Raw genomic sequence first — 23,129 nt, 5'->3', positions numbered from 1 at the left:
GCCCGCAGCTAACCTGTGTTGACCCTCCATCCACAGGAGAGTCGCCCGATGCCCGTCCCCGTCCGCTACACCCCCGACATCGAGCAGCCGCAGCCCGACGAGGCCGCAACGATCGCCCAGCTCAACGAACAATTCGACATCGTCCTCGACACCACCGCACGGGATTACGGCCATGCCGTCCGCGCGGTCCATGCCAAGGCGCACGCGATCCTCGAAGGCACGCTGACGATCGACGCCGATCTCCCGCCCGAGCTGGCGCAGGGCCTGTTCGCCACACCCGGCGAGCACAAGGTGCTGATGCGCTTCTCCACCAACCCCGGCGACATCCTCGACGACGCGATCTCGCTCCCGCGCGGCCTCGCGATCAAGGTCTTCGACGTCGACGGCGAGCGGCTGCCCGGCGCGGAGGGCCGTTCGCAGGACTTCATCATGGTCAACGCCACCGCGTTCCAGGCCAAAACCGCCGACAAGTTCCTCGGCAACCTCAAGCTGCTGGCACGCACCACCGACAAGGCGGAAGGCGGCAAGAAAGCGCTGTCCGCGGTTTTGCGCGGGGTGAGCAGCGCGCTGGGCGCGGTCGGGATCGAAAGCGCGACGATCAACACGCTCGGCGGCGCGCCGAACGTCGATCCGGTCGGCGAAACCTATTACAGCGCCACCCCGTTCCGCTACGGCGACCATATCGCCAAGTTCAGCCTCGCGCCCCTCGCCCCCGGCCTGACCGAGCGCACCGGCGCGATCATCGACACCGCGGGCGACCGCGACGCGATCCGCCACACCGTCCGCGACGAGCTACGCTCGATCCCCGGCGAATGGGAGTTCCGCGTCCAGCTCGCCCGCGATCTCGCCCGCCAGCCGGTCGAGGACGCGACGGTCGAATGGGACGAGGCGGAGGCGCCCTTCGTCCGCGTCGCCACGATCCGCACCGATGCGCAGGACAGCTGGGACGAATCGCGGGTCGAACAGGTCAACGACCACCTACGCTTCAGCGTCTGGACCGGCCTCGCCGCGCATCAGCCGCTCGGCAACATCAACCGCGCGCGCCGCGACACCTATCGCCACTCGGCGGACTATCGCCAGCGCGTCAACCGCTGCCCGATCCAAGAGCCCGGCTGAGCCTCAGCCGCGCATGCGCGCCAGCCCCTCCTGCGCGACGCTCGCCACCAGCCGCCCGTCGGCGGTGAAGATCCGGCCGCGGTTCATGCCGCGGCCATGCCCCGCCCACGGACTGTCCATCGTGTAGAGCAGCCAATCGTCGGTGCGCGCCGGCTCGTGCAGCCACAGCGCATGATCGAGGCTGGCGGTCTGCATCCCCGGCGTGATCCACGTCACGCCATGCGGCAACATGCACGTCCCCAGCAGCATCATGTCGCTGGCATAGGCGAGCACCGCGCGGTGCATCGCCGGATCGTCGCCGACTGGGGCCACCGCGCGGAACCAGTAATGATGCACCGGCGGGGCAGGGGTAGGCTCGGTCCAGTGCCGCGGCGTCACCGGGCGATATTCGATCGCGCGCGGGCGGAGCAATTGCTCGCGCAGCTGCGGCGGTATCCTGTCCGCCACCGCCGCGCGCAGCGTCTGTTCGTCCTGCAACGCCTCCGGCGGCGGCACGTCGGGCATCGCATCCTGATGCGACAGCCCTTCCTCGGGACGCTGGAACGACGCGGCCATATTGAGGATCGGCGTGCCCTTCTGCATCGCGATCACGCGCCGCGTCGCAAAGCTGCGCCCCTCGAAATCGCGCACCACGCGATAGATGATCGGATGCTCCTCCGATCCGGCGCGCATGAAATAGGCGTGCAGCGAATGCGCGACCTTGTCGGTCTCGCCCGCCGAGCGCTGCGCCGCCTGCAGCGCCTGCGCGATCACCTGCCCGCCGAACACGCGCCCGACCCCGCCGGTCGAGCGCCGCCCGCGATACAGATCGGTATCGATCTCCTCGACGTCGAGCAGATCGACCAGATCGGCCACCAGCGCCGCAGGGGAGGGCGCGTCGCTCAATAGCCGCGCCCGCGCGCCACGCGATCGGCGTGGAAGTTCGCATCGCCGAACATCTCGGCGAGCACCCGCGCGCGCTTCATGAAGAAGCCGATGTCATATTCGTCGGTCATGCCGATTCCGCCGTGCATCTGCACGCCTTCCTGCACCGACAGCGTCGTGGCAAGCCCCGTCATCGCCTTGGCCACCGACACCGCCTGATCCGCCGCGACATCGCCCGCGTCCAGCAACTGCTGCGCCTTCAGCACCGCCGCGCGCGCCACTTCCATTTCGGCATAGAGATGCGCGGCACGATGTTGCAGCGCCTGGAAGCTGCCGATCAGCGCGCCGAACTGCTTGCGCTGCTTCAGATACGCCACCGTCATGTCCATCGCGCCACCGCCGACGCCGAGCAGCTCCGCCGACGCCCCGGTCCGCCCCGCGCGCAGCAGCCGGTCGAGCGGCGCGCGCCCGCCATCGACCTCGCCGATCACCGCATCCGCATCGACCGCCACCCCCTCGAAGGTCAGCCGCGCCGCGATGCTGCTGTCGGCGAGCCGCTCGGGCGTCGCGGTGAGACCGGCCGCATCGGCGGGCACCGCGAACAGCGTCACGCCCTCGGCATCGTCGTCGCCGTCGGCGGTCCGCGCCGCGACGATCAGCAGGTCGGCGACATGGCCGTGCGTTACGAACTGCTTGGCGCCGCTCAGGCGGAAGCCGTTGCCCGCGCGCTCCGCGCGCAACGCGACCCGGTCCCGATGCTTCGGCCCCTCGTCGATCGCCAGCGCCGCGATTGTCTCGCCCGACAGGATGCCGGGAAACCAGCGCGCCGCCTGCGCCGTGCCGTCGAGCGCCGCCACCGCTGCCACCGCCGTGGTGAGGAACGGCGAGGGCGACAGGTTGCGCCCGATCTCCTCCAGCACCACTCCGGCCTCGACATGCCCGAGCCCGAGCCCGCCGGCATCCTCGCCGATCAGGATGCCGGTGAAGCCCATCTCGGCGAACTGCTTCCACAGCGCGCGATCGAACCCGGTCTTGTCGTCGGCATCGCGCAACCGTCGCAGGTGCGCAACCGGCGCATTCTCACTGACGAAATCACGCGCGGTATCGCGCAGCATCGTCTGCTCGTCATTCAGGAAAAGCGGCATCGCATCCTCCGTTCAGGCCCATGTGGGAGGGCTCTATCGTCTACATACCCGTCGTCCCGGGCTCGACCCGGGACCCCGCTTCCTTTCCGCTGCGGCTGAAAGGAAGCGGGACCCCGGATCAAGTCCGGGGCGACGAAGGAAATGCGCGTGACGTCTCCATCAGGATCGACCGCCCCACCTCCACCGTCGCCCCTGCGCAGGCAGGGGCCCATGTCTCTGTCGTGTGCCGGATCATCTGACACACGCACCGCACTCGCCCACAGCCACCGCTGCACTTCCATTCGGCAGCCATGGGCCCCTGCCTGCGCAGGGGCGACGATCACCCCGGCAATTCCAGAACCCGCTTCGCCACGATGTTGAGCTGGATCTCGCTCGTCCCGCCCTCGATCGAATTCGCCTTGGTCCGCAGCCACGCCCGCGCTGCGCGCCCGCCGCCCGAGCGCTCGCTTTCCCACTCGGCCGCATCCGACCCGCCCGCCGCCATCGCCAGCTCGTGGCGCGCCTTGTTCAGCTCGGTGCCGTAATATTTCATCATGCTCGGCTGCGCGGGATGCGCCTGTCCGGCCTTCAGTTCGTCGATGAACCGCTCGCTCTGCGCCGCGAACGCCAGCGCGCGCACCTCGTACAACGCGATCTGCGCGCGCAACAACGGATCGGCGAGCCGCCCCTCGGCATCGACCCCGACCGTCGCCAGCGCGCCCTCGACCAAAGCATCGCCGCCACCCGACAGTCCCATGCCCGAAATCATCTCGCGCTCATGCCCGAGCAGGTACTTCGCAACGTCCCAGCCCTTGTTCAGCTCGCCGACCAGATTGGCCTTGGGCACCTTAACATCGTCGAAGAACGTCTCGCAGAACGGCGAATAACCACTGATCAGCAGGATCGGCTTGGTCGACACGCCGGGCGAGGCCATGTCGAACAGCACGAAGCTGATCCCGCCCTGCTTGGTCGTCTTATCGGTGCGCACCAGACAGAAGATCCAGTCGGCCTGATCGGCGTAGCTGGTCCACACCTTCTGCCCGTTGACGACGAAATGGTCGCCGGCATCCTCGGCGCTGGTCGCAAGGCTCGCGAGGTCGGACCCGGCATTGGGTTCCGAATAGCCCTGACACCAGCGGATCTCGCCGCGCGCGATTCGGGGTAGATGCTCCAGCTTCTGCGCTTCGGTCCCGTATTTCAGCAGCGCCGGCCCGAGCATCGAGATGCCGAAGCTGTTGAGCGGATTGCGCGCCTTGATCCGCGCCATTTCCTCGCGCAGCACCTTGGTTTCCGCCGCGCTCAGCCCGCCGCCGCCATACTCCTTCGGCCAGTCGGGCACCGTCCAGCCGCGTGCCGCCATCCGGTCGAGCCACGTCTTCTGCGGCGCGGTCAGCCGCGACTGGTCGCGCCCGCCCCACACCACGTCCTTTTCGGACACGATCGGCGCGCGCATTTCGGGCGGGCAGTTCGCGTCCAGCCACGCACGGGTTTCTTCGCGAAAGGTGTCGAGATCGCTCACTTGAACGCCTCCCCGGTCTTGAGCCCCTTGGCGACCGGGAAGCCATAACGCTCGAGCCCGGCGACCACCTTGTCGGCACCCTCGCTCTGCGCCCAGAACATCGGCCCGCCGCGATAGACCGGCCAACCATAGCCATAGACCCACACGACATCGACGTCGGACGCGCGCTGCGCCATGCCTTCCTCAAGGATCAGCGCGCCTTCATTGACCATCGTGTAGAGCGTGCGCGCGACGATCTCCTCGTCGCTGATGTCGCGCGGGGTCGCGCCCTCCTTGGCGCGGAATTCGTCGATGATCTCCGCCACGCGCTGCGACGGCGTCGGGTTCCGCTTTTCGTCATAATCGTAGAAGCCCGCGCCCTTCTTCTGCCCCCAACGCCCCTCGGCGGCGAGCGCGTCGCGGATGTTCTCGATTCGGCTGGGATCGCGATGCCAGCCGATATCGACCCCGGCGAGATCGGCCATCTGGAACGGCCCCATCGGCATCCCGAACGCGACGTGCACGCGGTCGATCTGCTCGGGCGTCGCGCCTTCCATCAACAGCTTGTTGGCCTCGACCTGCCGCGGCATCAGCATCCGGTTGCCGATGAACCCGTCGCACACGCCCGCGACCACCGCGACCTTGCGGATCTTCTTGGCCAGCGCCATCACCGTCGATAGCACGTCGGGCGCGGTCTGCCTGCCGCGCACCACCTCCAGCAATTTCATGACGTTCGCCGGCGAGAAGAAGTGCATCCCCAGCACGTCGCCGGGCCGCTTCGTCACCGCGGCGATCTCGTCGATGTTGAGATAGCTGGTGTTGCTCGCCAGGATCGCGCCCGGCTTGGCGATCGCGTCGAGCTTGGTGAAGATGTCCTTCTTTACGCTCATGTCCTCATAGACGGCCTCGATGATGAGGTCGCAATCCGCGAGGTCGTCGAGCGACAGGGTAGGGGATAGCAGCGCCATCGCCTTGTCGGGCGCGTCGGCGGGCAGCCGGCCCTTGGCGGCGCTCGCCTCGTAATTGCGGCGCATCACCCCGGTGCCGCGGTCGAGCGCTTCCTGTTGCATCTCGACGATCGTCACCGGCACGCCCGCCGACAGGAAGTTCATCGCGATCCCACCGCCCATCGTGCCTGCGCCGATCACGCCGACGCGGCCGATCGCGCGCAGCGCGGTGGCGGGATCGATGTCGTCGATCTTGGCGGCCTTGCGCTCGGCGAAGAACAGATGCCGCTGCGCCGCCGATTGATTGCCGTTCATCAACGCCATAAATTGTTCGCGCTCGACCGCCAGCCCGTCCTCGAACGGCCGTTCGGCCGCCGCGACGACGCAGGTGATGCACGCCTCGGGCGCATCGAACCCGCGCAGCTTGCGCCCGTGCGTCTTGCGGAACGTCTCGACCGCCGCCGGATCGGGGGCAACGACACGGTCGCGAACGCGCGGGATCGGGCGCGTGCCCGCTACCTCGCGCGCGAAGGCGAGGGCGTCGGCGGCCAGCGTGTCCTCGCCGACCACCTTGTCGACCAGCCCCATGTCCGCCGCGGCTTTCGCGGACACCGGGTTACCGAGGACGATCATCTCCAGCGCAGCCTTGACCCCCACCAGCCGCGGCAGCCGCTGCGTCCCGCCCGCGCCGGGCAGCAGCCCCAGCTTCACTTCGGGGGTGCCCAGCTTGGCGGAGGGGACGGCGACCCGATAATGACACCCCAGCGCCACCTCGCACCCGCCGCCCAGCGCGGTGCCGTGGATCGCGGCGATGACGGGCTTCGGGCTTGCTTCGATCAGGTCCACCAGCGTCGGCAGCGGAATGCCCTGCAGAGGCTTGCCGAATTCGCTGATATCGGCCCCCGCGAAGAAGGTCCGCCCGTCGCAGCGAAGCACGATCGCGGTGATGCTCGAATCTGCGACACCCGCCTTCACCGCGGCCTCAAGACCGTCGCGCACTGCCGCACCAAGCGCGTTCACGGGCGGCGAGTCGCTGGTAATTTGGAGGATATCGCCGTCCCGCTCGACGCGGATCGGTCCCGACTGCTCGATGCTCTGCGACGTCATGATCGGCGACTCTCCTGCGTTCGGGCATACCGTTATTTCGAATCGGTGTTCTGTCTATCGCGCGGGTGGAGGGAAACGCAATCGGCCTTCTGCGAACCGCGACGACGATCGCGTGGCATTACTTGCTCTTGGCAGGGTGCCTCCGGGCCGGGCTTGTCCCCACGACGCTTCCCCGCCTAATCCTGCTGCTCGAAAAGAGACGAACGGGGACGGCAACTCGATGCGCGTGACGAAGGACTTTCTACGCGGGCGTGGCCGCAACGGACTGACGCAGGCCGAAAAAGACGTGCTCGAAGGCGCGGTCGAGCGGATCGAGCACCTGCCCGCACGCCGCATTGTCACGCGCCGGGGTGAGCCGGTGACGAACAGCACGTTGCTGCTCGACGGCGTGATGTGTCGCTATATGGATGCACGCGACGGCTTCCGGCAGTTGGTGGCGTTGCAGCTGACCGGCGATTTCGTCGATCTGCACGGATATCCGTTGCGCCGCCTCGACCACGACGTCGGTACGCTGACCGAAGCGCGCGTCGCGATCATCCCGCATGCGCGCATCGACAAGATCCTGATCGACCACCCGCATCTGGCACGGCTGCTCTGGCGCTCAACCCTGCTCGACGCCGCACTGCACCGGGAGTGGATTTTCCGCATCGGTCGGCTCGATGCAGCGGGGCGGCTCGCGCATTTCCTGCTTGAAACCTATCATCGCCTGCGCGCCGTCGGGGCCGCGGATGGCAACGCCTTCGATTTCGCGCTCACGCAGCAGGATCTCGGCGAGGCGCTGGGGCTTACCAGCGTGCACGTTAACCGCATGCTGCGGCGCCTGCGCGAGGGCGGGATGGCTGAATTTGCGCGCGGCGTGGTGCGGATTACCGATCACGACCGGCTTGCCCGTTTGGGCGAGTTCGATCCCGACTATCTGTACCTCGAAACGGGCACCTGGAACCGCGACGATTGATCCGAACGCGAAGGCGCTTGGCCGCGGATGGTAAATGGCCGTAGGTGACGGATATGTCCGATCAGCCCTCGTCCGCCGAGCCCTTCATCCCGGCACCCACCGCGGCCGTAATCGACCCGCCGATGCGGCGCGACCGCCTGCTCGCCGGCCTGACGCTGACGGCCGGAATCGGGCTGATGCTCGGACTGCCGTTCGCGTTGCAGGCGGGGGCGGAGTTCTTCATGCCGACCGCGATCGCGCTGGTCGTGTCGCTGGCGCTGATCCCGCTGCTCGAATGGCTGGAGCGGCGGCGGCTACCGTCGCCGATCGCGGCGCTATTCTGCGTGATCCTGTTCCTGGTGATCGCCAATGTCGCGCTGGCGGCGATCGTCGTTCCGGCAACCGAATTCTTCCGACTGCTGCCCAGCCGCATCCACCGCATCCAGGCGAACCTCGCCCCGATCCTCGATCTTTATTCCAGCCTCGAGCGCTACGCGAACCGCACGCTGCGCCAGATCGCGACGACACCGGTCAAGCCCTCGGCGACCGCCGCGGTCGCACCGCCCAGCTCGATCGTCGAGCTGGCCGCTACCTCGGCACCAGCCGTGATCGTTCAGACGTTCTATGCGATTCTTGTCGCCTTCTTCTTCCTGTCTGGCTGGACCCGGATGCGCGAGCGGATGATTACCGGCCGGGCCAGCTTCGGCGGCGCAATGACGACCGCGCGCGTCTTGCAGGAGATGGTCGACGCGGTCTCGTCGTATCTCGGTACGATCACGATCATCAACATTGCGCTTGGCGCCGTTGTCGCGGGGGCGCTCCATCTGCTCGGCATGCCGTTCCCGCTGATGTGGGGCGGGATCGTGACGCTGCTCAACTACGTGCCGTATTTCGGTCCGGTCGTCGCGGCGCTGCTGCTCGCGATCGGCGGGCTGATGACCTTCTCCGACGTCTGGACCGCGCTGTCGGCGCCCGCGATCATGTACGGCGCGCATCTGATCGAGGCAAATGTCGTGACCCCGCTGATCGTCGGGCACCGGTTGACGATCAATCCGGTCATGATCCTCATCTCGATCAGCTTCTGGGGCTGGGTATGGGGCACGGTCGGCGCATTGCTGGCGGTGCCGATCCTCATCATCGTCCAGACGATCCTGTCCGCCGCGGGCCGCCCCGACATTGCCGGTTTCCTCTTCGAAGACGGCACGCTGATGCGCGGACAGGAGGAGCAGATCGCCGTCGTCGAAAAAGTCGCCGATAGTCGTTGACAGGGTAAGGCGTGCCGCCTAGTTGGCGCGCCTCACGCTTCTACAAGCGGGTGTAGCTCAGTTGGTTAGAGCGCCGGCCTGTCACGCCGGAGGTCGCGGGTTCGAGCCCCGTCACTCGCGCCATCCCTCTCGGGATTGGCGTATCGTTGTCGTGAGATGACGCGAAACATGCGGTTCGAGGGCGATGCGCCTTGTCGATGCATGGAACGCGTACAGGAATGCGGGTGTAGCTCAGTTGGTTAGAGCGCCGGCCTGTCACGCCGGAGGTCGCGGGTTCGAGCCCCGTCACTCGCGCCACTTGTCAGTGGCTTGAAACTCAGCGCCAGCGACCTGTCTCCATCCAGCGGAGCAATGGCTTCAGCGGTGCGATCCAGATGATCCCGGTCACGACGTAGAACAGCAATTGCACCGTACCGTGCCAGCGGCCGATCGTCGCGGACAGCGAGGCGATGCCGACGCACCATACCAGAATTAGCAAAAGGATGATCAGCATCCCGGCGGGCTTGCGCCATGAAGGTGTCATGCAGTGATCCACTCCAGTTCGGTCGCGACGGCGTGTAGCGGCACGTCCCACGGATCGGCGGTCAGTCCATCGATCAACTGGACGCTCCACGCCACACCAATCCGCCATGCCTGCGGGAAGCTCTCGAACGCACGATCATAATGCCCCGCGCCCTGACCGAGCCGGTTAAGCGCGCGGTCGAACGCGACCAGCGGGGTCAGTACCACATCAGGCGCGACCGGCGCGCCGTCATGTACGGGCTGGCGAAGGCCGAAGGGGCCGCTCTGCAAGGGGCTGCGCGGCGACCAGCGCAGGAACGAGAGCGGCGTCGCCCGATCGACGACGTGCGGCAGTGCAAGCGTGCACCCGGCGGCCAGCGCGGCTTGCTCCAGCGGGGCGGGATCGGCCTCACCGCTGATCGGCACGTAGCTGGCCACGATCATGCCGGGCGTCAGCAATGCCAAGAATCGAGCATCGACCCGGATCGGCGGATGCGGCGCGGCGACGAAGGCGGCGCGGGCGGCACGCGCCGCGGCGCGCAAGCTGGTCTTGTCGCTCATCGGATTACATCGGACCGCAAAGGGGGGCGGGTGGCGGGACCGCCGTGGTCGTTTGCCGGATTATCCACTGACGCCCAGTACGTCAGGTGGGGATCATGTGCGTCGGGCCAGGGCCCGGGCAGGGACAACCCCCTTGGATGATGAATAGCCTCAGGGATTTCTCTAGGCTCGTACCGGGCAGAACCCGCCGTCACCAACCTAGGCGCTCGGCAGCGTTTGCTCAAGGGCCGCGGCGATCGATTCGAGGCGTTCGGACAATTGATCGAGCGCCACGCCTTCGGGTGTCTCGGGCGGCGGCGCGTTGCGCGCGTCGATCAGCGCATCGGCGACCATTAGGGCGGCGAGCAGCATCTGGCGGTTGGTGCCGCCAGCCCCGGCGGCGCGACGCGCCATTTCCCAGCGCTCGTCGATCAGCGCGGCGGCCTCCTGCAACCGCGCCTCGCCACCATCGCGGCAGGCCAGATCGTAGTTGGTGTCGCCGATGCGCAGCGTGACGATCGCCATCAGCCCTTCACCTCCGGCTCGGCGCTATTGGCGATGATCGTGTCGAGCGCGGCGACGGCCTGAGCCATCGTCGCCTTCAGCGTGGCGTGCCGCCGCTCCAGCAGCGCGTCGGCGGCGCGCCGCGCGGCGATCGCGTTTTCGACGCGGGTGATGGCGGCGTCCAGCCGGGCGATCGCGGGATTGTCCATAATGGCGAAGCGATAGGATCGCGCGCGCGGCGCGACAAGTAGCTTGCGCGGCGGATGGTCTCTGCAGCGGGGCGGTTGACGGGTGCGCATCCACCTGCGCAAAAGCCGCCGCATCTGGACGGAATTGGCGGAGGATTGACGATGACGAAGGTTGCGATCAACGGCTTCGGGCGCATCGGTCGGCTGGTGGCGCGTGCATTGCTGGAGCGCGGCAGCGAGCTGGAGCTGGTGGCGATCAACGATCTGGCCGACACCAAATCCAATGCGTGGCTGTTCAGCCGCGACAGCGTCCACGGCAAGTACGCCGGCACCGTCGAGGCCGACGGGCAGGACTTGGTGATCGACGGCAAGCGCATCCGCGTCACCGCCGAGCGCGATCCCGCTAATCTGCCGCACAAGGAACTGGGCGTCGACATCGTGCTGGAATGCACAGGCTTCTTCACCGACCGCGCCAGCGCGCAGAAGCATATCGATGCGGGCGCGAAGAAGGTGCTGATCTCCGCACCCGCAAAGGGCGTCGACATCACCGTCGTCTACGGCGTCAACGACGACAAGCTGGAGGCGGGGCACACGATCGTCTCAAACGCGTCGTGCACCACCAACTGCCTCGCGCCGGTCGCCAAGGTGCTGAACGATGCATTGGGCATCGAACGCGGTCTGATGACCACGATCCATGCCTATACCAACGACCAGAAGATCCTCGACCAGATCCACCCGGACCTGCGTCGTGCGCGGGCGGCGGCGATGAGCATGATCCCGACCACGACCGGCGCGGCGCGTGCGGTGGGCGAGGTGCTGCCGGAGCTGAAGGGCAAGCTGGACGGTTCGGCGGTGCGCGTGCCGGTGCCGGATGGCAGCCTGGTCGACCTGACCTTCATGCCGGGGCGCGAGACGACCAAGGAGGAGGTCAATGGGCTGCTCAAGGCGGCGGCGGACGGCCCGATGAAGGGTGTGCTGCACTTCTCCGACGAGCCGTTGGTGTCGATCGATATCGTCCACACGCCGTACTCGTCGACGGTCGACAGCCTCGAGACCGCGGTGCTCGACGGCAAGCTGGTGCGCGTCGTCAGCTGGTACGACAACGAGTGGGGCTTCTCGAACCGCATGGTCGACACCGCCTCGGTGATGGCCAAGCTCGGCTGATCGCGGGAGGCGCGCGGATGACGGGAGTGTTGCTCGGGATCGCGCGACACGCCCGGTCGCGCGCGCCGATGGAGCTGGTTGATCATGTCGAGGTCACCGTGGAGGGCGGCATCCATGGTGACTTCCGCGGTGCGATGCGCGGCAAGCCCTACAAGCGGCAGGTCACGCTGATCGAACGCGGCGACTGGGCCGCAGCGATGGCGGAGGTCGGGCATACGATCGGCTGGGAAGAGCGCCGCGCCAATTTGCTGGTCGACGGGCTCGACCTGCCGCAGACCGCTGGCGTCCGCGTGCGGATCGGTGCCGACGTCGTGCTCGAGATTACGCGCGAATGCGATCCGTGCGAGAGGATGGAAGCGCTGGCCGAGGGGCTGCGCGCCGCGATGACGCCCGACTGGCGCGGCGGCGCGTGCGCGATGGTGATACACGGCGGCCGGATCGCGGTCGGCGACGAGATCAGGATGGAGGAAGCATGACCAAGTCGTTCCGCACGCTCGACGATATCGGCGACGTCACGGGCAAGCGCGTGCTGGTCCGGGAGGATCTGAACGTCCCGCTTCACGATGGGCAAGTCAGCGACGACACCCGGTTGCGTGCGACGGTGGCGACCGTCGCGGAGCTGGCCGACAAGGGCGCGATCGTGCTGGTGCTGGCGCATTTCGGCCGGCCGAAGGGGGTGCCCTCGCCCGAGCTGTCGCTGGCGCAGATCGTCAAGCCCTATGAGGCGGTGCTGGGTCGTCCCGTGCGCTACATCGATTGGGAAGGCGCGGCTTACGCGATCGCCACGCTCCAGCCCGGCGACATCGGCGTGCTGGAGAATACGCGCTTCTTCGGCGGCGAGGAGAAGAACGATCCGGCGGTGGTCGAGCGGTTCGCGGCGCTGGGCGACCTGTACGTCAACGACGCCTTCTCCGCCGCGCACCGCGCGCACGCCTCGACCGAGGGGCTGGCGCACCGGCTGCCGGCCTTCGCCGGTCGTGCGATGGAGGCGGAGCTGGACGCACTCGAAAAGGCGCTGGGCAAGCCGGAGCATCCGGTGGCCGCGGTGGTGGGCGGCGCGAAGGTGTCGACCAAGCTGGCGGTGCTCAAGCATCTGGTTACGCGCGTCGATCACCTGATCATCGGCGGCGGCATGGCCAATACCTTCCTCGCGGCGCGCGGCGTCGATGTTGGCAAGAGCCTGTGCGAGCATGAGCTGACCGGCACCGCCGACGAGATCTTCGACGCTGCCGAACAGGCCGGCTGCACGATCCACCTGCCGTATGACGTTGTCGTCGCCAAGGAATTCAAGCCGAACCCAGCGACGCGCACCGTCAATGTTCACGAAGTTGCCGCAGACGAGATGATTCTCGACGTCGGCCCGGCTGCGACCGAGTCGCTGGGCGACGTGCTCAAGAATTGCCGCACGCTGGTCTGGAACGGGCCGCTGGGTGCGTTCGAGACGCCGCCGTTCGATACCGCAACGGTGGCGCTGGCACGGACCGCGGCGGCGTTGACCAAGGAAGGCGGGCTGGTGTCGGTCGCGGGCGGCGGGGACACCGTTGCCGCGCTCAATCAGGCGGGTGCGGGCGATTCCTTCACCTTCGTCTCAACTGCCGGGGGCGCGTTCCTGGAGTGGATGGAAGGCCGCGAATTGCCGGGGGTCGCTGCGCTCACGCGCTGAGTGCTTACCGTCGCCCTGCAGTTGATGCGGGGCCCGCTTCGGTCTGAAGTACCGGCAATAAAGCGGGCCCCGGGTCAAGTCCGGGGCGACGAAGTGATTGTTGGCGGTTCTGCTAGACCGTCAGGCGTGCAGGGGACGCTGGTCGCCGGTGCCGCGCGAGAGGATCGCGCGCGCGTCGCCCGGCGAGCGGACCTCGCCATGCGGGCCGCCCGCCGCCGCGAGCACCCGGTCGAGCAATTCCAGCCCCTCCGGCCATTGACCCAGCCCGCTGGCGGCGTTGAGGTGCCCGTACGCGCCATAGTCGATGAAATGGCTGCCCCAATCGACCGCCATGCTGTGCGCGCGTTCGATCGACACCCACGGATCGTCGCTGGAGGCGACAAGGATAGAGGGGAAGGGCAGGGCGATCTTCGGCGCGGGGGCGAAGGGGGCCAGTTCGCTCGCCACGCCGGCGCGATCGACATCGGCCGGCGCCACCAGCAACGCGCCCGCGACCGGCCAGCCATAGGGCTGCGGGCTCATCGAGGCCCACCACGCGATCGCGATGCAGCCCAGACTATGGCCGACGAGGATCACCGGTGCGCGGGCCGACGCGACCGCCTGATCGATCTTGGTGACCCAGGTGTTGCGATGCGGACGGTCCCACATTCCCAATTCGATGCGTGCCGTATCGGGGCGGCTGCGCTCCCATAACGTCTGCCAATGTGCAGGGCCCGATCCGCCAAGCCCGGGAACGGTCAGCACGGTCGGCTGCACCGACAGATCGTAGTTGGCATGTCCCATGACGTACCTCCTGTTGCGTGCAATCGGGGCGAGGCCGCGGCCCAGTCTAGGGGTCGGGCGTGCCGCGGCCTCGATTGCACAGGTAATCCCTATTAAGCCGATAGGCAATCGTGCACTGCAGCAATCGGCATGGGGCGAGCGGCTGATGCGACGGAGCGTTGCCGATGCTTGCGGCCCGCCGCGGCGCGCGCGATAGCGTCGGGCATGTCAGCGCCAACCAAACAGCGGGTCGATCAGTTGCTGGTCGATCGCGGGCTCGTCGAGTCGCGCACCCGCGCGCAGGCACTGGTGATGGCCGGGCTGGTGTTCGCGGGCGACCGCAAGATCGAGAAGCCGGGGCAGCCGGTTGCCATCGATACCCTCCTGGATGTTCGCGGGCGCGATCATCCGTGGGTGTCGCGTGGCGGGATCAAGTTGGCGCACGGACTCGACCATTTCGGCTGGACCGTCGCCGACGCGGTGGCGATCGACGTCGGGTCGTCGACCGGCGGCTTCACCGACGCGCTGCTCACGCGCGGCGCGGCACGCGTATACGCGGTCGACAGCGGCACCAACCAGCTCGCGTGGAAGCTGCGGCAGGACGCGCGCGTGATCGTCCACGAGCAGACCAGCGCGCGCATCCTCACCGCCACGCACATCCCGGAGCCGATCGATCTGGTCGTATGCGACGCCAGCTTCATCGGGCTCGCCAAGGTGCTGGAGGTACCGCTCGGCTTCGTCCGCGACGGCGGGCGGGCGCTGGTGCTGGTCAAGCCGCAGTTCGAGGCCGGGCGCACCGAGGTGGGCAAGGGCGGAGTAGTCCGCGATCCCGCGATCCACGCGCGGGTGTGCGGCGAGGTGTCCGACTGGTTCGTTGCGGGCGGCTGGCGGGTCGAAGGCGTGACCGAAAGCCCGATCACCGGGCCCGAAGGGAATGTCGAATTCCTCCTCGCGGCGCACCGCGGATGAACCCGTCGCGCGGTGATGCGCTTTGCGGCATGTTGGTGTGGGACCGCATGGCGAAGGAGTGAGCATGGGCGAGCTGGCATCGAGAGAACAATTGCGGGCGTCGTTCCTTCGTTATGCGGTGGTGACGGTCCCGGCGGTGCTGCTGCTCGGCTTTCTTTCGGGGCGCACCGTGCCGTCGGGCGATCAGAACGGCTGGTATGCGGTGCTTGCCAAGCCCGAGCTGACGCCGCCGGGCTGGACATTCCCGGTCGTCTGGTCGCTGCTCTACGTCATGCTCGGACTTGCGCTGGCATTGGTGCTCAGCGCACGCGGGGCGCGGCTGCGCGGGCTCGGCATTGCCTTGTTCATCGCGCAACTGGCGGGCAATCTCGCGTGGACACCCTTGTTCTTCGGCGCGCACCGTGTCGCGGCGGCGTTCCTGTTGATCGTCGCGATCCTCGGTCTGTCGATCCTCACCACCATCGTCTTCGCGCAGATCCGTCGCCCCGCGGCATGGCTGATGGTGCCGTATATGGCGTGGCTGTGCATCGCCGGCGCGCTCAACTGGCAGATCGGCCAGCTCAACCCGGATGCGGAACGGGTTGTGCAAGCGCCCGCGGCATCCCAAGTGATCCGCTGACCCTTTTGCTCTCGCAGGACGATTCGCCATGCAATCCGAAAATCCTCTGTTCGGCGACGTCGCCAAGCTGTTCAACGGCGCCGCCGGGACGATCGCTGGCATGGGCCGCGAGGCCGAGGCCAATGCGCGCGCCCGCGCCCGCGAATGGATCGGCGGGCTGGACTTCATCGCGCGCGAGGAGTTCGAGGTGGTGAAGGCGATGGCGGTTGCCGCGCGTGACGAGAATGACGCGCTGCGCGCGCGGATCGAGAAGCTCGAGGCGGCGCTCGCCGCGCGCCCGACCGTCTGACCCGACGCCTGCCGAAACTGCTGCCGGGGATGACGCGCGACCACGGTCGTGCGATAAGATCATGATGCTTGACGAAGCCGACCAATATTCCGAGCCCGAAGCGCCGCTCGACATGCTGGAATCCTATTTCCTCGCACACGGTTGGCCGTGCGAACGGAACGAGGACGAGATCACCGCGACGGTGAAGGGCAGCTGGACCGAATATGAACTCCGCGCGCTGTGGCGCGAGGAGGATGGCGTGGTGCAGTTGCTGGCGTTCCCGGACGTGAAGGTCGCCGAGGGGCGGCGCGGCAAGATCTATGAGACGCTGGGGCTCATCAACGAGCAATTGTGGCTCGGCCATTTCGAGATGTGGTCGTCGAGCGGGATCCTCCTTTATCGCTGTGCGACCGCGATCGAGACGCGCGAGGGCGAGGCGACGATGTCGCTGACGACCGCCGATCTGCTGATCGATTCGGCGATCGACGAGTGCGAGCGCTTCTATCCCGTGTTCCAGTTCGTGCTGTGGGGCGGCAAGTCCCCGGCCGAGGCGATCGCCGCGGCGATGGTCGAAACGCAGGGCGAGGCCTGACGCGGCGATGCGGTTGTGGATGATCGGGTGCGGCAACATGGCCTCGGCGATGTTGCACCGCTGGCTGGAGAGCGGCGTGGTCGCCGCGGCGGACGTCGACGTCGTCAACCGGCACGACCGCGCGCTGCCGGGCCATGTTCGGCAGGCGCGGACCTTGCCCGATGGCCCGCCGCCCGACGTGGTCGTGCTGGGGATCAAGCCGCAGCAACTCGATGAGGTCGCCGCGGTGCACCGGGAGCGGGTGCGGGAAGCGCCGCTACTCGTGTCGATGCTCGCCGGCCCCGATCCCGCGCGACTGTCGGCCGCATTTCCGGGGCCGGTCGCGATCCAGACGATGCCGAACCTGCCGGTCGAGTTGGGGCGGGGGGTGGTCGCGATCCACGCGCCCGAAGCGCCGGCCGCGGCGCACGCGACGGTCGACCGGCTGATGGCGCCGCTCGGGCTGGTCGAGTGGTTCGACGATGCGGCTCGCTTCGCTGCCGCGGGGGCGCTGTCCGGCTGTGGGCCGGCGTTCCTGTTTCGCTTCGTCGATGCGATGGCGGCGGGCGGCGTCGCGATCGGGCTCGATCCGGCGCAGGCGGCGGCGGTGGCGCTCGCGACCGTCGAGGGCGCGGCGGCGATGGTGGCGGCGAGCGACCGCTCACCGGCGGCGCTGGCCGATGCGGTGGCGAGTCCCGGCGGGATGACTCGCGCGGGGTTGAATGTGCTTGATGAGGCGGGCGGGCTGGTGCCGTTACTGGAGCGGACGCTATCGGCTTCGGCGATGCGCGGTGCGGAAATGGCGAAGGGGTAGGGGCTTTTCGCTGCTCCGCTAGAGCAGATCCGAAGCTGTGCGCGCAGGATGCTGACCCGTCATTGCGAGCGCAGCGAAGCAATCCAGAGCCGGATCAGGACGCCCTGGATTGCTTCCCCCGGCCTTCGCCGGGGTCGCAACGACGAACTGCGGGTGGATTACTTACCCGCGCAGCCCCTCGACGCGTGCGATCTCGTCGTCGGGGATCAATCCCTCCAGCACAGCCCAGAACCCCGTCACCGCGCCCTGTCCGGCGCGCGAATAGGCCGCCGACAATTTCTCGCGCAGCGCTTCGTACAGGCTGCCTTCCAGCTCCACCCCCTCGGGCGTCAACCGCAACAGCCGCTGCCGCCGGTCGCGGTCGCCCGCGCGCGTCTCCACCAGCCCGCGCTCCATCAGCTCGTTGAGCACGCGCCCTAGCGACTGTTTGGTGATCGCCAGCAGCGCCAGCAGGTCGCTGACCGGCATGTCGGGCTTACGCGCGATGAAATAGAGCGCGCGGTGGTGCGCGCGGCCCAATCCCTGCCGCGCGAGCCCGCGATCGATCGAGCGCGTGATGTGCGCATTGCCGAAGTACAGCAGCTCCAGCCCGCGACGAATCTCGGTTTCGCGCAGGAAAAGCGGCGAGGCGGAATGCGTTGAGGCAGCCATGTTGACCCGCTTTGCCATCGGCCCTAGGCCGCTGCAACCCCGGTGCGTCGACCAATGGTCGCGTGCCTGCGATCTCTGGAGGTCCTGTGAACTTCGCGTTCGAACCGCATCCGTCGCCTGTTTCCGCCAATGAGCGCGCCGCGCGGCTGGTCGATCCCGGATTCGGGCGCGTGTTCACCGATCACATGGCGGTGCTGCATTATTCGGAAGGGCGCGGCTGGCACGACGGTCGGATTTCGCAGCGGATGCCGCTGACGATGGACCCGGCCTCGTCGGTGCTCCATTACGCGCAGGAGATTTTCGAGGGGCTGAAGGCGTATCGGCTTGAGGACGGCGGGCTGGCGCTGTTCCGTCCCGAGGCGAATGCCCGCCGCTTCAACGCCTCGGCGCAGCGGATGGCGATGCCCGATCTGCCCGAGGAGCTGTTCCTCGAATCGGTCGAGCAGCTGGTGCTGACCGAGCGCGAGTGGATGCCGACCGTCGAGGGCGGCTCGCTGTACCTGCGTCCGTTCATGATCGCGTCCGAAGCGTTTCTCGGCGTGAAGCCGTCGGCTGAATATCTCTATATGGTGCTCGCCTCGTCGGTAGGCGCCTATTGGAAGGGCGGCGCGCGTGCGGTGTCGCTGTGGGTCAGCCACGACTATACGCGCGCGGCACCGGGCGGCACCGGCGCGGCGAAATGCGGCGGCAATTACGCCACCAGCCTGATCGCGCAGCAGGAGGCGATCCGTCGCGGCTATGATCAGGTCGTGTTCCTCGACGCGGCCGAGCGGCGCTGGATCGAGGAACTGGGCGGCATGAACATCTTCTTCGTGTTCGCGGATGGCTCCCTGCGTACCCCGCCGCTTACGGGCACGATCCTGCCCGGCATCACGCGCGATTCGATCCTGCAGATCGCGCGCGATCAGGGGCTGGTGGTGCACGAAGAGCCCTATGCGATCGAGGACTGGCGCGCCGATGCCGCCAGCGGCCGGCTGGTCGAGAGCTTCGCGTGCGGCACCGCCGCAGTGGTGACACCGATCGGTCGCGTCGCCGGGCCGGATTACGCGTTCACGATCGGCAGCGGCGGCACCGGGCAGCTCACCGCGCACTTTCTCGAGCGGCTGAGCGCGATCCAGCGCGGCCGTGCCGAAGATTCGCACGGCTGGTTGCATCGTATCGGTTGAGCTTTGCCGCGCGCCCGGCTAAGGCGCGCGGCTCGTTGGGGCGTCGCCAAGCGGTAAGGCACCGGTTTTTGGTACCGGCATTCGCAGGTTCGAATCCTGCCGCCCCAGCCAGTTTTCGAAAAACGTGGTTTTACAACGGCTTATGGGCTCAATCGCCTGCCTTGTGGGGCAGGTGTGTGGGGCAGGTTTGTGTGGCCTCACAGTCCAAGAGTCAGCATACACACTGACGTCTCACGCGGTACCCATTCGTCTTGTACGACCGAACGCCCCTCAGGTACGCAGCGGGGGCTGATCGGTGGCCCTTGGCTGGGCCATTGGCTTCCACGATAGGGAACACGCATTGAACCACCAGGCATTGTCGGCTTTCATCTGGTCTGTCGCGGACTTGCTGCGCGGCGACTACAAGCCGGCCGACTACGGCTCCGTCATCCTCCCCTTCACGGTCCTGCGGCGCCTCGACTGCGTTTTGGAGCCAACCAAGACGGCCGTGCTGGCCGAACTGGAGCTGCGGGAGAAGTCCGGCCTGAACCCGGAGCCGTTCCTGCGCCGCAAGGCCGAGACGAACTTCTTCAACACCTCGCCGATGGACCTCCAGAAGCTGCTGGGGGACCCGGACAATATCGCCGCGAACTTGACGTCCTACGTCCAGGGCTTCTCGGAAGAGGTGCGGGACATCTTCGAGAGGTTCGAGTTCCACAACCAGATCGACAAGCTCGCCCGCGCCAAGCTGCTGTTCCTGGTCACCGAGAAATTCGCCGGGATCGACCTGCACCCGGACAAGGTGCCGAACAGCCAGATGGGGCTGGTGTTTGAGGAGCTGATCCGCAAGTTCGCCGAGGCCTCGAACGAAACCGCAGGCGATCACTTCACGCCGCGTGAGGTGATCAACCTGATGGTCAACCTGATCTTCGTCGAGGATGACGCGGCGCTGTCCAAGCCCGGCGTGGTACGGACGATCTACGATCCCACCGCAGGCACCGGAGGGATGCTCTCGGTTGCCGAAGAGCGTCTGGCGGAGCTGAACCCCGGCGCCCGTCTGACCATCTCGGGCCAGGAGCTCAACCCGGAGTCCTATGCGATCTGCAAGGCGGACATGCTCATCAAGGGGCAGAGCGTCTCCAACATCGCTTTCGGGAACACGCTGTCTGAGGACGGGCACCCCGGCAAGACCTTCGACTACATGCTGGCCAACCCCCCGTTTGGCGTCGAGTGGAAGAAGGTCGAGAAGGAAGTCCGCCGCGAGCATGAGCAGCAGGGCTTCAATGGGCGCTTCGGCCCCGGCCTGCCCCGCGTCTCGGACGGCTCGATGCTGTTCCTGCTCCACATGTTGGCGAAGATGCGCCCGGCGACCGAGGGCGGCTGCCGGTTCGGCATCGTCCTCAACGGCTCTCCGCTGTTCACCGGCGGCGCGGGCAGCGGCGAGAGCGAGATCCGGCGCTACGTGCTGGAGAACGACCTGGTCGAAGCCATCATCGCGCTACCGACCGACATGTTTTTCAACACCGGCATCGCGACCTATCTCTGGATCGTCTCGAACCGGAAGCCGGCCGGCCGCAAGGGGCTGGTCCAGCTGATCGATGGCTCCAGCTTCTGGCGCAAGATGCGCAAGTCGCTCGGCTCCAAGCGCAAGGAGCTGGGCGGGGAGCATATCAGGCAGATCACCGAGCTGTTCGGCCGCGCGGAAGCCGCTGATATTGCCACCGTGCTCGATGCCGAAGGCAAGGAAGTGGCGCGCGAGATCGTGTGGGCCGGTGAGAAGGCACCGGAGGCACCGCAGGGCGGCAAGGTGAAGCTGGCGCCGCTCTCCCGCATCTTCCCCAACAGCACCTTCGGCTACCGCGCGATCACGGTGGAGCGTCCGCTGCGTGACGCGGCGGGCAAGATCATCCTGGGCGAGCGCGGCAAGAACAAGGGCAAGCCGCAGGCGGACAGCGCCCTGCGTGATACCGAGAACGTGCCGCTGGCCGAGGACGTCGACGCCTATTTCAAGCGCGAGGTGCTGCCGCACGCGCCAGATGCGTGGATCGACGAGAGCAAGACCAAGGTCGGCTATGAGGTGCCGTTCAATCGCCAGTTCTACGTCTTCAAGCCTCCAAGGCCATTGGCGGAGATCGACGCCGACTTGAAGCAGGTGACAGACCGAATTAAGACCATGATCGAGGGGCTTGCGGCGTGAACGATGAGTCTTTCGTGGCTGCGGTGACGGCGATGGTCGAGGCGCACCCTTCCATTTGGCCAAGCGGTGATCGACATCCCGCGCATTGCCACCTCTACGTTACTAAGAGCGGGATTCCAATGGCCACGGAGCCCCAGCGAAAAACGGTGGCGAACATCTGGGTGCGGGCGGACAGCGTTCGGCGAAACCTTCTGCGCGACTGCGAAGACGCATATTTCGATCACTCGACCTTTGATCAGAGCAAGCCGAACCATAATCTCTTCCGCGAGCCTGGCTTCAAGAACACTGACCTGATCCGCTATCAGCCCAAGAACCTTTGGGAGGCAGCGCGGATCATAGCTGAAGTTGCGGGCATCGCGGCATGAGCTTCCCCCGCTATCCTAGCTACCGCGAGAGCGGGATCGATTGGTTCGGCACCATCCCCGCCCATTGGGGACTGGAGCGGCTCAGGCACCTTGTGACCTTGAATCCGTCCAAATCGGAAGTTGCGAGCCTGCCGGATGGCAGGGAAGTGACATTCCTACCCATGGAGGCCATCGGTGAGACGGGCAAAATCGATGTCACCCGCACGCGCCCCTTCGCGGAGCTGAAGAACGGCTACACCTACTTTGCTGACGGTGATTTGGTGTTCGCGAAGGTGACGCCCTGCTTCGAGAACGGCAAAGGTGCGCTGATCGAAGGATTGCTCGGTGGGTTCGGGTTCGGGACGACAGAGCTTACGGTTCTGCGCCCTCATGTGGCGGCGGATGCTCAGTTCCTTCACTGGCTGATCTTTTCAGATCTCTTCCGAGGCCCAGGTTCGGGAGAGATGCTCGGCGCAGGCGGGCTCAAACGCGTCCCCGATGGTTTCGTCGCTGACTTCCCGGTCCCATGGCCTTCAGCCTCGGAGCGGCAGACCATCTCCGCGTTCCTCGACCGCGAGACAGCCAAGATTGATGCGCTGGTGGAGGAGCAGCGGCGGCTCATCGAGCTGCTCAAGGAGAAGCGTCAGGCCGTCATCTCCCACGCGGTTACCAAGGGCCTGAACCCCAATGCGCCAACAAAGACATCCGGCGTGGCATGGCTGGGCCATGTACCGGCTCATTGGGAGGTTAAGCCAATTGGCAGCCTTCTCCGGCAGCCACCATGCTACGGAGTGCTCGTCCCAGACTTTGCTGCCGGCGGTATTCCGATGCTACGCATCACTGACATGACTGAAGGAAGAGCAGAACGCGGCGAACTCGTGACAATTTCGACACAGCTGTCGGACCAATATCAGCGCACAATAGTCGCTGAGGGAGATTTGTTGCTTTCGGTTGTGGGTACGATTGGGGAGAGCCTTATCGTCAACCGGGAACTTGCCGGTGTAAATCTTTCTCGAGCGGTCGCAAGGATGCAAACCAACGAGAGCATTACCGCCCCTTATCTCAGATGGATTCTCAGGAGTTCACTGTTCAGTCACTTCGTCGATATGGTCTGTGTTGGAACAGCGCAGCGCGTGCTCAATATGGGAGCCCTTTCTTCAATGCGAATCCCTGTTCCGCCACACAAAGAACAGACTGAAATTACTGAGGATCTTGTCGCAGAAACTACAAAGTTGGAGGCTTTGATTATGGAGGCGAGCTCGGCGGCGGATTTGTTGCTAGAACGCCGTTCCGCCCTTATCTCCGCCGCCGTGACCGGCAAGATCGACGTGCACAGCGCGTCGCTCCAACAGGCCCAGGCCGCATGACAAGTAC

At 66.7% G+C, this 23,129-nt stretch carries 25 protein-coding genes and 3 tRNA genes; 18 read left to right on the top strand and 10 right to left on the bottom strand.

Features of this window, described 5'->3' with window-relative positions; genetic code table 11:
• Positions 1 to 48: 48 nt before the first annotated feature.
• The gene (locus tag SPHPH_RS0108930; RefSeq protein WP_028966393.1) at positions 49 to 1,116 is read left to right on the top strand and encodes a catalase family protein; all 1,068 of its coding nucleotides are present in this window, start codon (positions 49 to 51) and stop codon (positions 1,114 to 1,116) included.
• A gap of 3 nt (positions 1,117 to 1,119) precedes the next feature.
• Here SPHPH_RS0108930 and SPHPH_RS0108925 read toward each other — a convergent pair whose 3' ends face one another.
• From SPHPH_RS0108925 to SPHPH_RS0108905, 4 genes are all read right to left on the bottom strand, one after another.
• Entirely contained in the window at positions 1,120 to 2,001 is an 882-nt protein-coding gene (locus tag SPHPH_RS0108925; protein ID WP_028966392.1) for an acyl-CoA thioesterase, read from the bottom strand.
• Positions 1,998 to 3,125 (bottom strand): acyl-CoA dehydrogenase family protein, encoded by a 1,128-nt coding sequence (locus tag SPHPH_RS0108920; protein WP_028966391.1) that lies wholly within the window; start codon positions 3,123 to 3,125, stop codon positions 1,998 to 2,000. Before SPHPH_RS0108920 ends, SPHPH_RS0108925 begins: the two co-directional genes overlap by 4 nt.
• A 319-nt stretch (positions 3,126 to 3,444) precedes the next feature.
• Entirely contained in the window at positions 3,445 to 4,623 is a 1,179-nt protein-coding gene (locus tag SPHPH_RS0108910) for an acyl-CoA dehydrogenase family protein (RefSeq protein WP_028966389.1), read from the bottom strand.
• Entirely contained in the window at positions 4,620 to 6,656 is a 2,037-nt protein-coding gene (locus tag SPHPH_RS0108905) for a 3-hydroxyacyl-CoA dehydrogenase NAD-binding domain-containing protein (RefSeq protein ID WP_037488333.1), read from the bottom strand. Before SPHPH_RS0108905 ends, SPHPH_RS0108910 begins: the two co-directional genes overlap by 4 nt.
• Here SPHPH_RS0108905 and SPHPH_RS0108900 point away from each other — a divergent pair.
• The 4 genes from SPHPH_RS0108900 (at position 6,640) to SPHPH_RS0108885 (ending at position 9,152) form a co-directional block, all read left to right on the top strand.
• Complete coding sequence (locus tag SPHPH_RS0108900; protein WP_337587819.1) at positions 6,640 to 7,611, top strand: Crp/Fnr family transcriptional regulator; 972 nt, start codon at positions 6,640 to 6,642, stop codon at positions 7,609 to 7,611. The genes SPHPH_RS0108905 and SPHPH_RS0108900 overlap by 17 nt on opposite strands.
• A 53-nt stretch (positions 7,612 to 7,664) precedes the next feature.
• Positions 7,665 to 8,855, top strand: coding sequence for an AI-2E family transporter (locus SPHPH_RS19305; RefSeq protein ID WP_081668578.1), 1,191 nt, complete (start codon positions 7,665 to 7,667; stop codon positions 8,853 to 8,855).
• 46 nt (positions 8,856 to 8,901) lie between these two features.
• Positions 8,902 to 8,978: transfer RNA gene (locus SPHPH_RS0108890), tRNA-Asp, on the top strand.
• 97 nt (positions 8,979 to 9,075) lie between these two features.
• A tRNA-Asp gene (locus tag SPHPH_RS0108885) sits at positions 9,076 to 9,152 on the top strand.
• Positions 9,153 to 9,171: 19 nt separating this feature from the next.
• Here the strand turns inward: SPHPH_RS0108885 and SPHPH_RS0108880 are convergent.
• The 4 genes from SPHPH_RS0108880 to SPHPH_RS0108865 form a co-directional block, all read right to left on the bottom strand.
• A complete protein-coding gene (locus tag SPHPH_RS0108880) occupies positions 9,172 to 9,378 on the bottom strand; it encodes a DUF2842 domain-containing protein (RefSeq protein ID WP_028966386.1) in 207 nt (68 codons plus the stop codon).
• On the bottom strand, positions 9,375 to 9,917 hold the full coding sequence (locus SPHPH_RS0108875) for a 5-formyltetrahydrofolate cyclo-ligase (RefSeq protein ID WP_028966385.1): 543 nt from the start codon (positions 9,915 to 9,917) through the stop codon (positions 9,375 to 9,377). Before SPHPH_RS0108875 ends, SPHPH_RS0108880 begins: the two co-directional genes overlap by 4 nt.
• A gap of 198 nt (positions 9,918 to 10,115) precedes the next feature.
• The gene (locus tag SPHPH_RS0108870) at positions 10,116 to 10,421 is read right to left on the bottom strand and encodes a cell division protein ZapA (protein ID WP_028966384.1); all 306 of its coding nucleotides are present in this window, start codon (positions 10,419 to 10,421) and stop codon (positions 10,116 to 10,118) included.
• Entirely contained in the window at positions 10,421 to 10,609 is a 189-nt protein-coding gene (locus SPHPH_RS0108865; RefSeq protein WP_028966383.1) for a hypothetical protein, read from the bottom strand. The genes SPHPH_RS0108870 and SPHPH_RS0108865 overlap by 1 nt, the downstream gene beginning before the upstream one ends.
• Before the next feature lie 141 nt (positions 10,610 to 10,750).
• Between SPHPH_RS0108865 and gap the strand changes: the two genes are divergently transcribed.
• From gap to SPHPH_RS0108850, 3 genes are read left to right on the top strand one after another with little or no spacing between them, the layout of a single operon-like run.
• Positions 10,751 to 11,752, top strand: a complete 1,002-nt coding sequence (gene gap, locus SPHPH_RS0108860; RefSeq protein ID WP_028966382.1) for a type I glyceraldehyde-3-phosphate dehydrogenase — start codon at positions 10,751 to 10,753, stop codon at positions 11,750 to 11,752.
• Positions 11,753 to 11,769: 17 nt separating this feature from the next.
• A complete protein-coding gene (locus tag SPHPH_RS0108855) occupies positions 11,770 to 12,228 on the top strand; it encodes an MOSC domain-containing protein (RefSeq protein ID WP_028966381.1) in 459 nt (152 codons plus the stop codon).
• Entirely contained in the window at positions 12,225 to 13,415 is a 1,191-nt protein-coding gene (locus SPHPH_RS0108850) for a phosphoglycerate kinase (RefSeq protein WP_028966380.1), read from the top strand. The genes SPHPH_RS0108855 and SPHPH_RS0108850 overlap by 4 nt, the downstream gene beginning before the upstream one ends.
• Positions 13,416 to 13,535: 120 nt before the next feature.
• Here SPHPH_RS0108850 and SPHPH_RS19300 read toward each other — a convergent pair whose 3' ends face one another.
• Positions 13,536 to 14,198, bottom strand: coding sequence for an RBBP9/YdeN family alpha/beta hydrolase (locus tag SPHPH_RS19300; RefSeq protein WP_037488330.1), 663 nt, complete (start codon positions 14,196 to 14,198; stop codon positions 13,536 to 13,538).
• A gap of 204 nt (positions 14,199 to 14,402) precedes the next feature.
• Between SPHPH_RS19300 and SPHPH_RS0108840 the strand changes: the two genes are divergently transcribed.
• From SPHPH_RS0108840 to SPHPH_RS0108820, 5 genes are all read left to right on the top strand, one after another.
• Positions 14,403 to 15,146: a TlyA family RNA methyltransferase gene (locus SPHPH_RS0108840; protein WP_037488329.1), complete on the top strand. Its 744-nt coding sequence runs from the start codon at positions 14,403 to 14,405 to the stop codon at positions 15,144 to 15,146.
• A 64-nt stretch (positions 15,147 to 15,210) separates the two neighbouring features.
• On the top strand, positions 15,211 to 15,765 hold the full coding sequence (locus SPHPH_RS0108835; RefSeq protein ID WP_051272930.1) for a TspO/MBR family protein: 555 nt from the start codon (positions 15,211 to 15,213) through the stop codon (positions 15,763 to 15,765).
• 28 nt (positions 15,766 to 15,793) lie between these two features.
• Positions 15,794 to 16,054, top strand: a complete 261-nt coding sequence (locus SPHPH_RS0108830) for an accessory factor UbiK family protein (RefSeq protein ID WP_028966377.1) — start codon at positions 15,794 to 15,796, stop codon at positions 16,052 to 16,054.
• Positions 16,055 to 16,112: 58 nt separating this feature from the next.
• Entirely contained in the window at positions 16,113 to 16,625 is a 513-nt protein-coding gene (locus SPHPH_RS0108825; RefSeq protein WP_475297021.1) for a type III secretion system chaperone family protein, read from the top strand.
• A 7-nt stretch (positions 16,626 to 16,632) separates the two neighbouring features.
• Complete coding sequence (locus SPHPH_RS0108820; RefSeq protein ID WP_028966375.1) at positions 16,633 to 17,418, top strand: pyrroline-5-carboxylate reductase family protein; 786 nt, start codon at positions 16,633 to 16,635, stop codon at positions 17,416 to 17,418.
• 162 nt (positions 17,419 to 17,580) lie between these two features.
• On the opposite strand, the gene SPHPH_RS0108815 is transcribed toward SPHPH_RS0108820, so the two are convergent.
• The gene (locus SPHPH_RS0108815) at positions 17,581 to 18,069 is read right to left on the bottom strand and encodes a MarR family transcriptional regulator (RefSeq protein ID WP_028966374.1); all 489 of its coding nucleotides are present in this window, start codon (positions 18,067 to 18,069) and stop codon (positions 17,581 to 17,583) included.
• Between the two features lie 62 nt (positions 18,070 to 18,131).
• Between SPHPH_RS0108815 and SPHPH_RS0108810 the strand changes: the two genes are divergently transcribed.
• The 5 genes from SPHPH_RS0108810 to SPHPH_RS19295 all read left to right on the top strand — a co-directional run bounded on the left by SPHPH_RS0108810 (position 18,132) and on the right by SPHPH_RS19295 (position 23,122).
• A complete protein-coding gene (locus SPHPH_RS0108810) occupies positions 18,132 to 19,235 on the top strand; it encodes a branched-chain amino acid aminotransferase (protein ID WP_051272928.1) in 1,104 nt (367 codons plus the stop codon).
• Between the two features lie 36 nt (positions 19,236 to 19,271).
• Positions 19,272 to 19,346, top strand: a tRNA-Gln gene (locus tag SPHPH_RS0108805).
• A 229-nt stretch (positions 19,347 to 19,575) separates the two neighbouring features.
• Entirely contained in the window at positions 19,576 to 21,411 is a 1,836-nt protein-coding gene (locus tag SPHPH_RS0108800) for a type I restriction-modification system subunit M (protein WP_028966372.1), read from the top strand.
• Complete coding sequence (locus SPHPH_RS0108795; protein ID WP_156025924.1) at positions 21,408 to 21,776, top strand: hypothetical protein; 369 nt, start codon at positions 21,408 to 21,410, stop codon at positions 21,774 to 21,776. Before SPHPH_RS0108800 ends, SPHPH_RS0108795 begins: the two co-directional genes overlap by 4 nt.
• A complete protein-coding gene (locus SPHPH_RS19295; protein ID WP_051272927.1) occupies positions 21,773 to 23,122 on the top strand; it encodes a restriction endonuclease subunit S in 1,350 nt (449 codons plus the stop codon). Before SPHPH_RS0108795 ends, SPHPH_RS19295 begins: the two co-directional genes overlap by 4 nt.
• The last annotated feature ends 7 nt before the right edge of the window (positions 23,123 to 23,129 follow it).

This window comes from Sphingomonas phyllosphaerae FA2 (genome assembly GCF_000427645.1).
Lineage (GTDB): Bacteria > Pseudomonadota > Alphaproteobacteria > Sphingomonadales > Sphingomonadaceae > Sphingomonas > Sphingomonas phyllosphaerae.
Note: the sequence above shows the minus strand (reverse complement) of the source record. Positions and strands in the feature narration are given on the sequence as shown.

Excerpts from the sequence above, each read along its gene's own strand:
- SPHPH_RS0108930 (WP_028966393.1), top strand. The coding sequence starts at position 49 with ATGCCCGTCCCCGTCCGCTACACCCCCGACATCGAGCAGCCGCAGCCC.
- SPHPH_RS0108920 (WP_028966391.1), bottom strand. The coding sequence starts at position 3,125 with ATGCCGCTTTTCCTGAATGACGAGCAGACGATGCTGCGCGATACCGCG.
- SPHPH_RS0108900 (WP_337587819.1), top strand. The coding sequence starts at position 6,640 with ATGCTCTGCGACGTCATGATCGGCGACTCTCCTGCGTTCGGGCATACC.
- SPHPH_RS0108905 (WP_037488333.1), bottom strand. The coding sequence starts at position 6,656 with ATGACGTCGCAGAGCATCGAGCAGTCGGGACCGATCCGCGTCGAGCGG.
- SPHPH_RS19305 (WP_081668578.1), top strand. The coding sequence starts at position 7,665 with ATGTCCGATCAGCCCTCGTCCGCCGAGCCCTTCATCCCGGCACCCACC.
- SPHPH_RS0108880 (WP_028966386.1), bottom strand. The coding sequence starts at position 9,378 with ATGACACCTTCATGGCGCAAGCCCGCCGGGATGCTGATCATCCTTTTG.
- SPHPH_RS0108875 (WP_028966385.1), bottom strand. The coding sequence starts at position 9,917 with ATGAGCGACAAGACCAGCTTGCGCGCCGCGGCGCGTGCCGCCCGCGCC.
- SPHPH_RS0108870 (WP_028966384.1), bottom strand. The coding sequence starts at position 10,421 with ATGGCGATCGTCACGCTGCGCATCGGCGACACCAACTACGATCTGGCC.
- SPHPH_RS0108865 (WP_028966383.1), bottom strand. The coding sequence starts at position 10,609 with ATGGACAATCCCGCGATCGCCCGGCTGGACGCCGCCATCACCCGCGTC.
- gap (WP_028966382.1), top strand. The coding sequence starts at position 10,751 with ATGACGAAGGTTGCGATCAACGGCTTCGGGCGCATCGGTCGGCTGGTG.
- SPHPH_RS0108855 (WP_028966381.1), top strand. The coding sequence starts at position 11,770 with ATGACGGGAGTGTTGCTCGGGATCGCGCGACACGCCCGGTCGCGCGCG.
- SPHPH_RS0108850 (WP_028966380.1), top strand. The coding sequence starts at position 12,225 with ATGACCAAGTCGTTCCGCACGCTCGACGATATCGGCGACGTCACGGGC.
- SPHPH_RS19300 (WP_037488330.1), bottom strand. The coding sequence starts at position 14,198 with ATGGGACATGCCAACTACGATCTGTCGGTGCAGCCGACCGTGCTGACC.
- SPHPH_RS0108840 (WP_037488329.1), top strand. The coding sequence starts at position 14,403 with ATGTCAGCGCCAACCAAACAGCGGGTCGATCAGTTGCTGGTCGATCGC.
- SPHPH_RS0108835 (WP_051272930.1), top strand. The coding sequence starts at position 15,211 with ATGGGCGAGCTGGCATCGAGAGAACAATTGCGGGCGTCGTTCCTTCGT.
- SPHPH_RS0108830 (WP_028966377.1), top strand. The coding sequence starts at position 15,794 with ATGCAATCCGAAAATCCTCTGTTCGGCGACGTCGCCAAGCTGTTCAAC.
- SPHPH_RS0108820 (WP_028966375.1), top strand. The coding sequence starts at position 16,633 with ATGCGGTTGTGGATGATCGGGTGCGGCAACATGGCCTCGGCGATGTTG.
- SPHPH_RS0108815 (WP_028966374.1), bottom strand. The coding sequence starts at position 18,069 with ATGGCTGCCTCAACGCATTCCGCCTCGCCGCTTTTCCTGCGCGAAACC.
- SPHPH_RS19295 (WP_051272927.1), top strand. The coding sequence starts at position 21,773 with ATGAGCTTCCCCCGCTATCCTAGCTACCGCGAGAGCGGGATCGATTGG.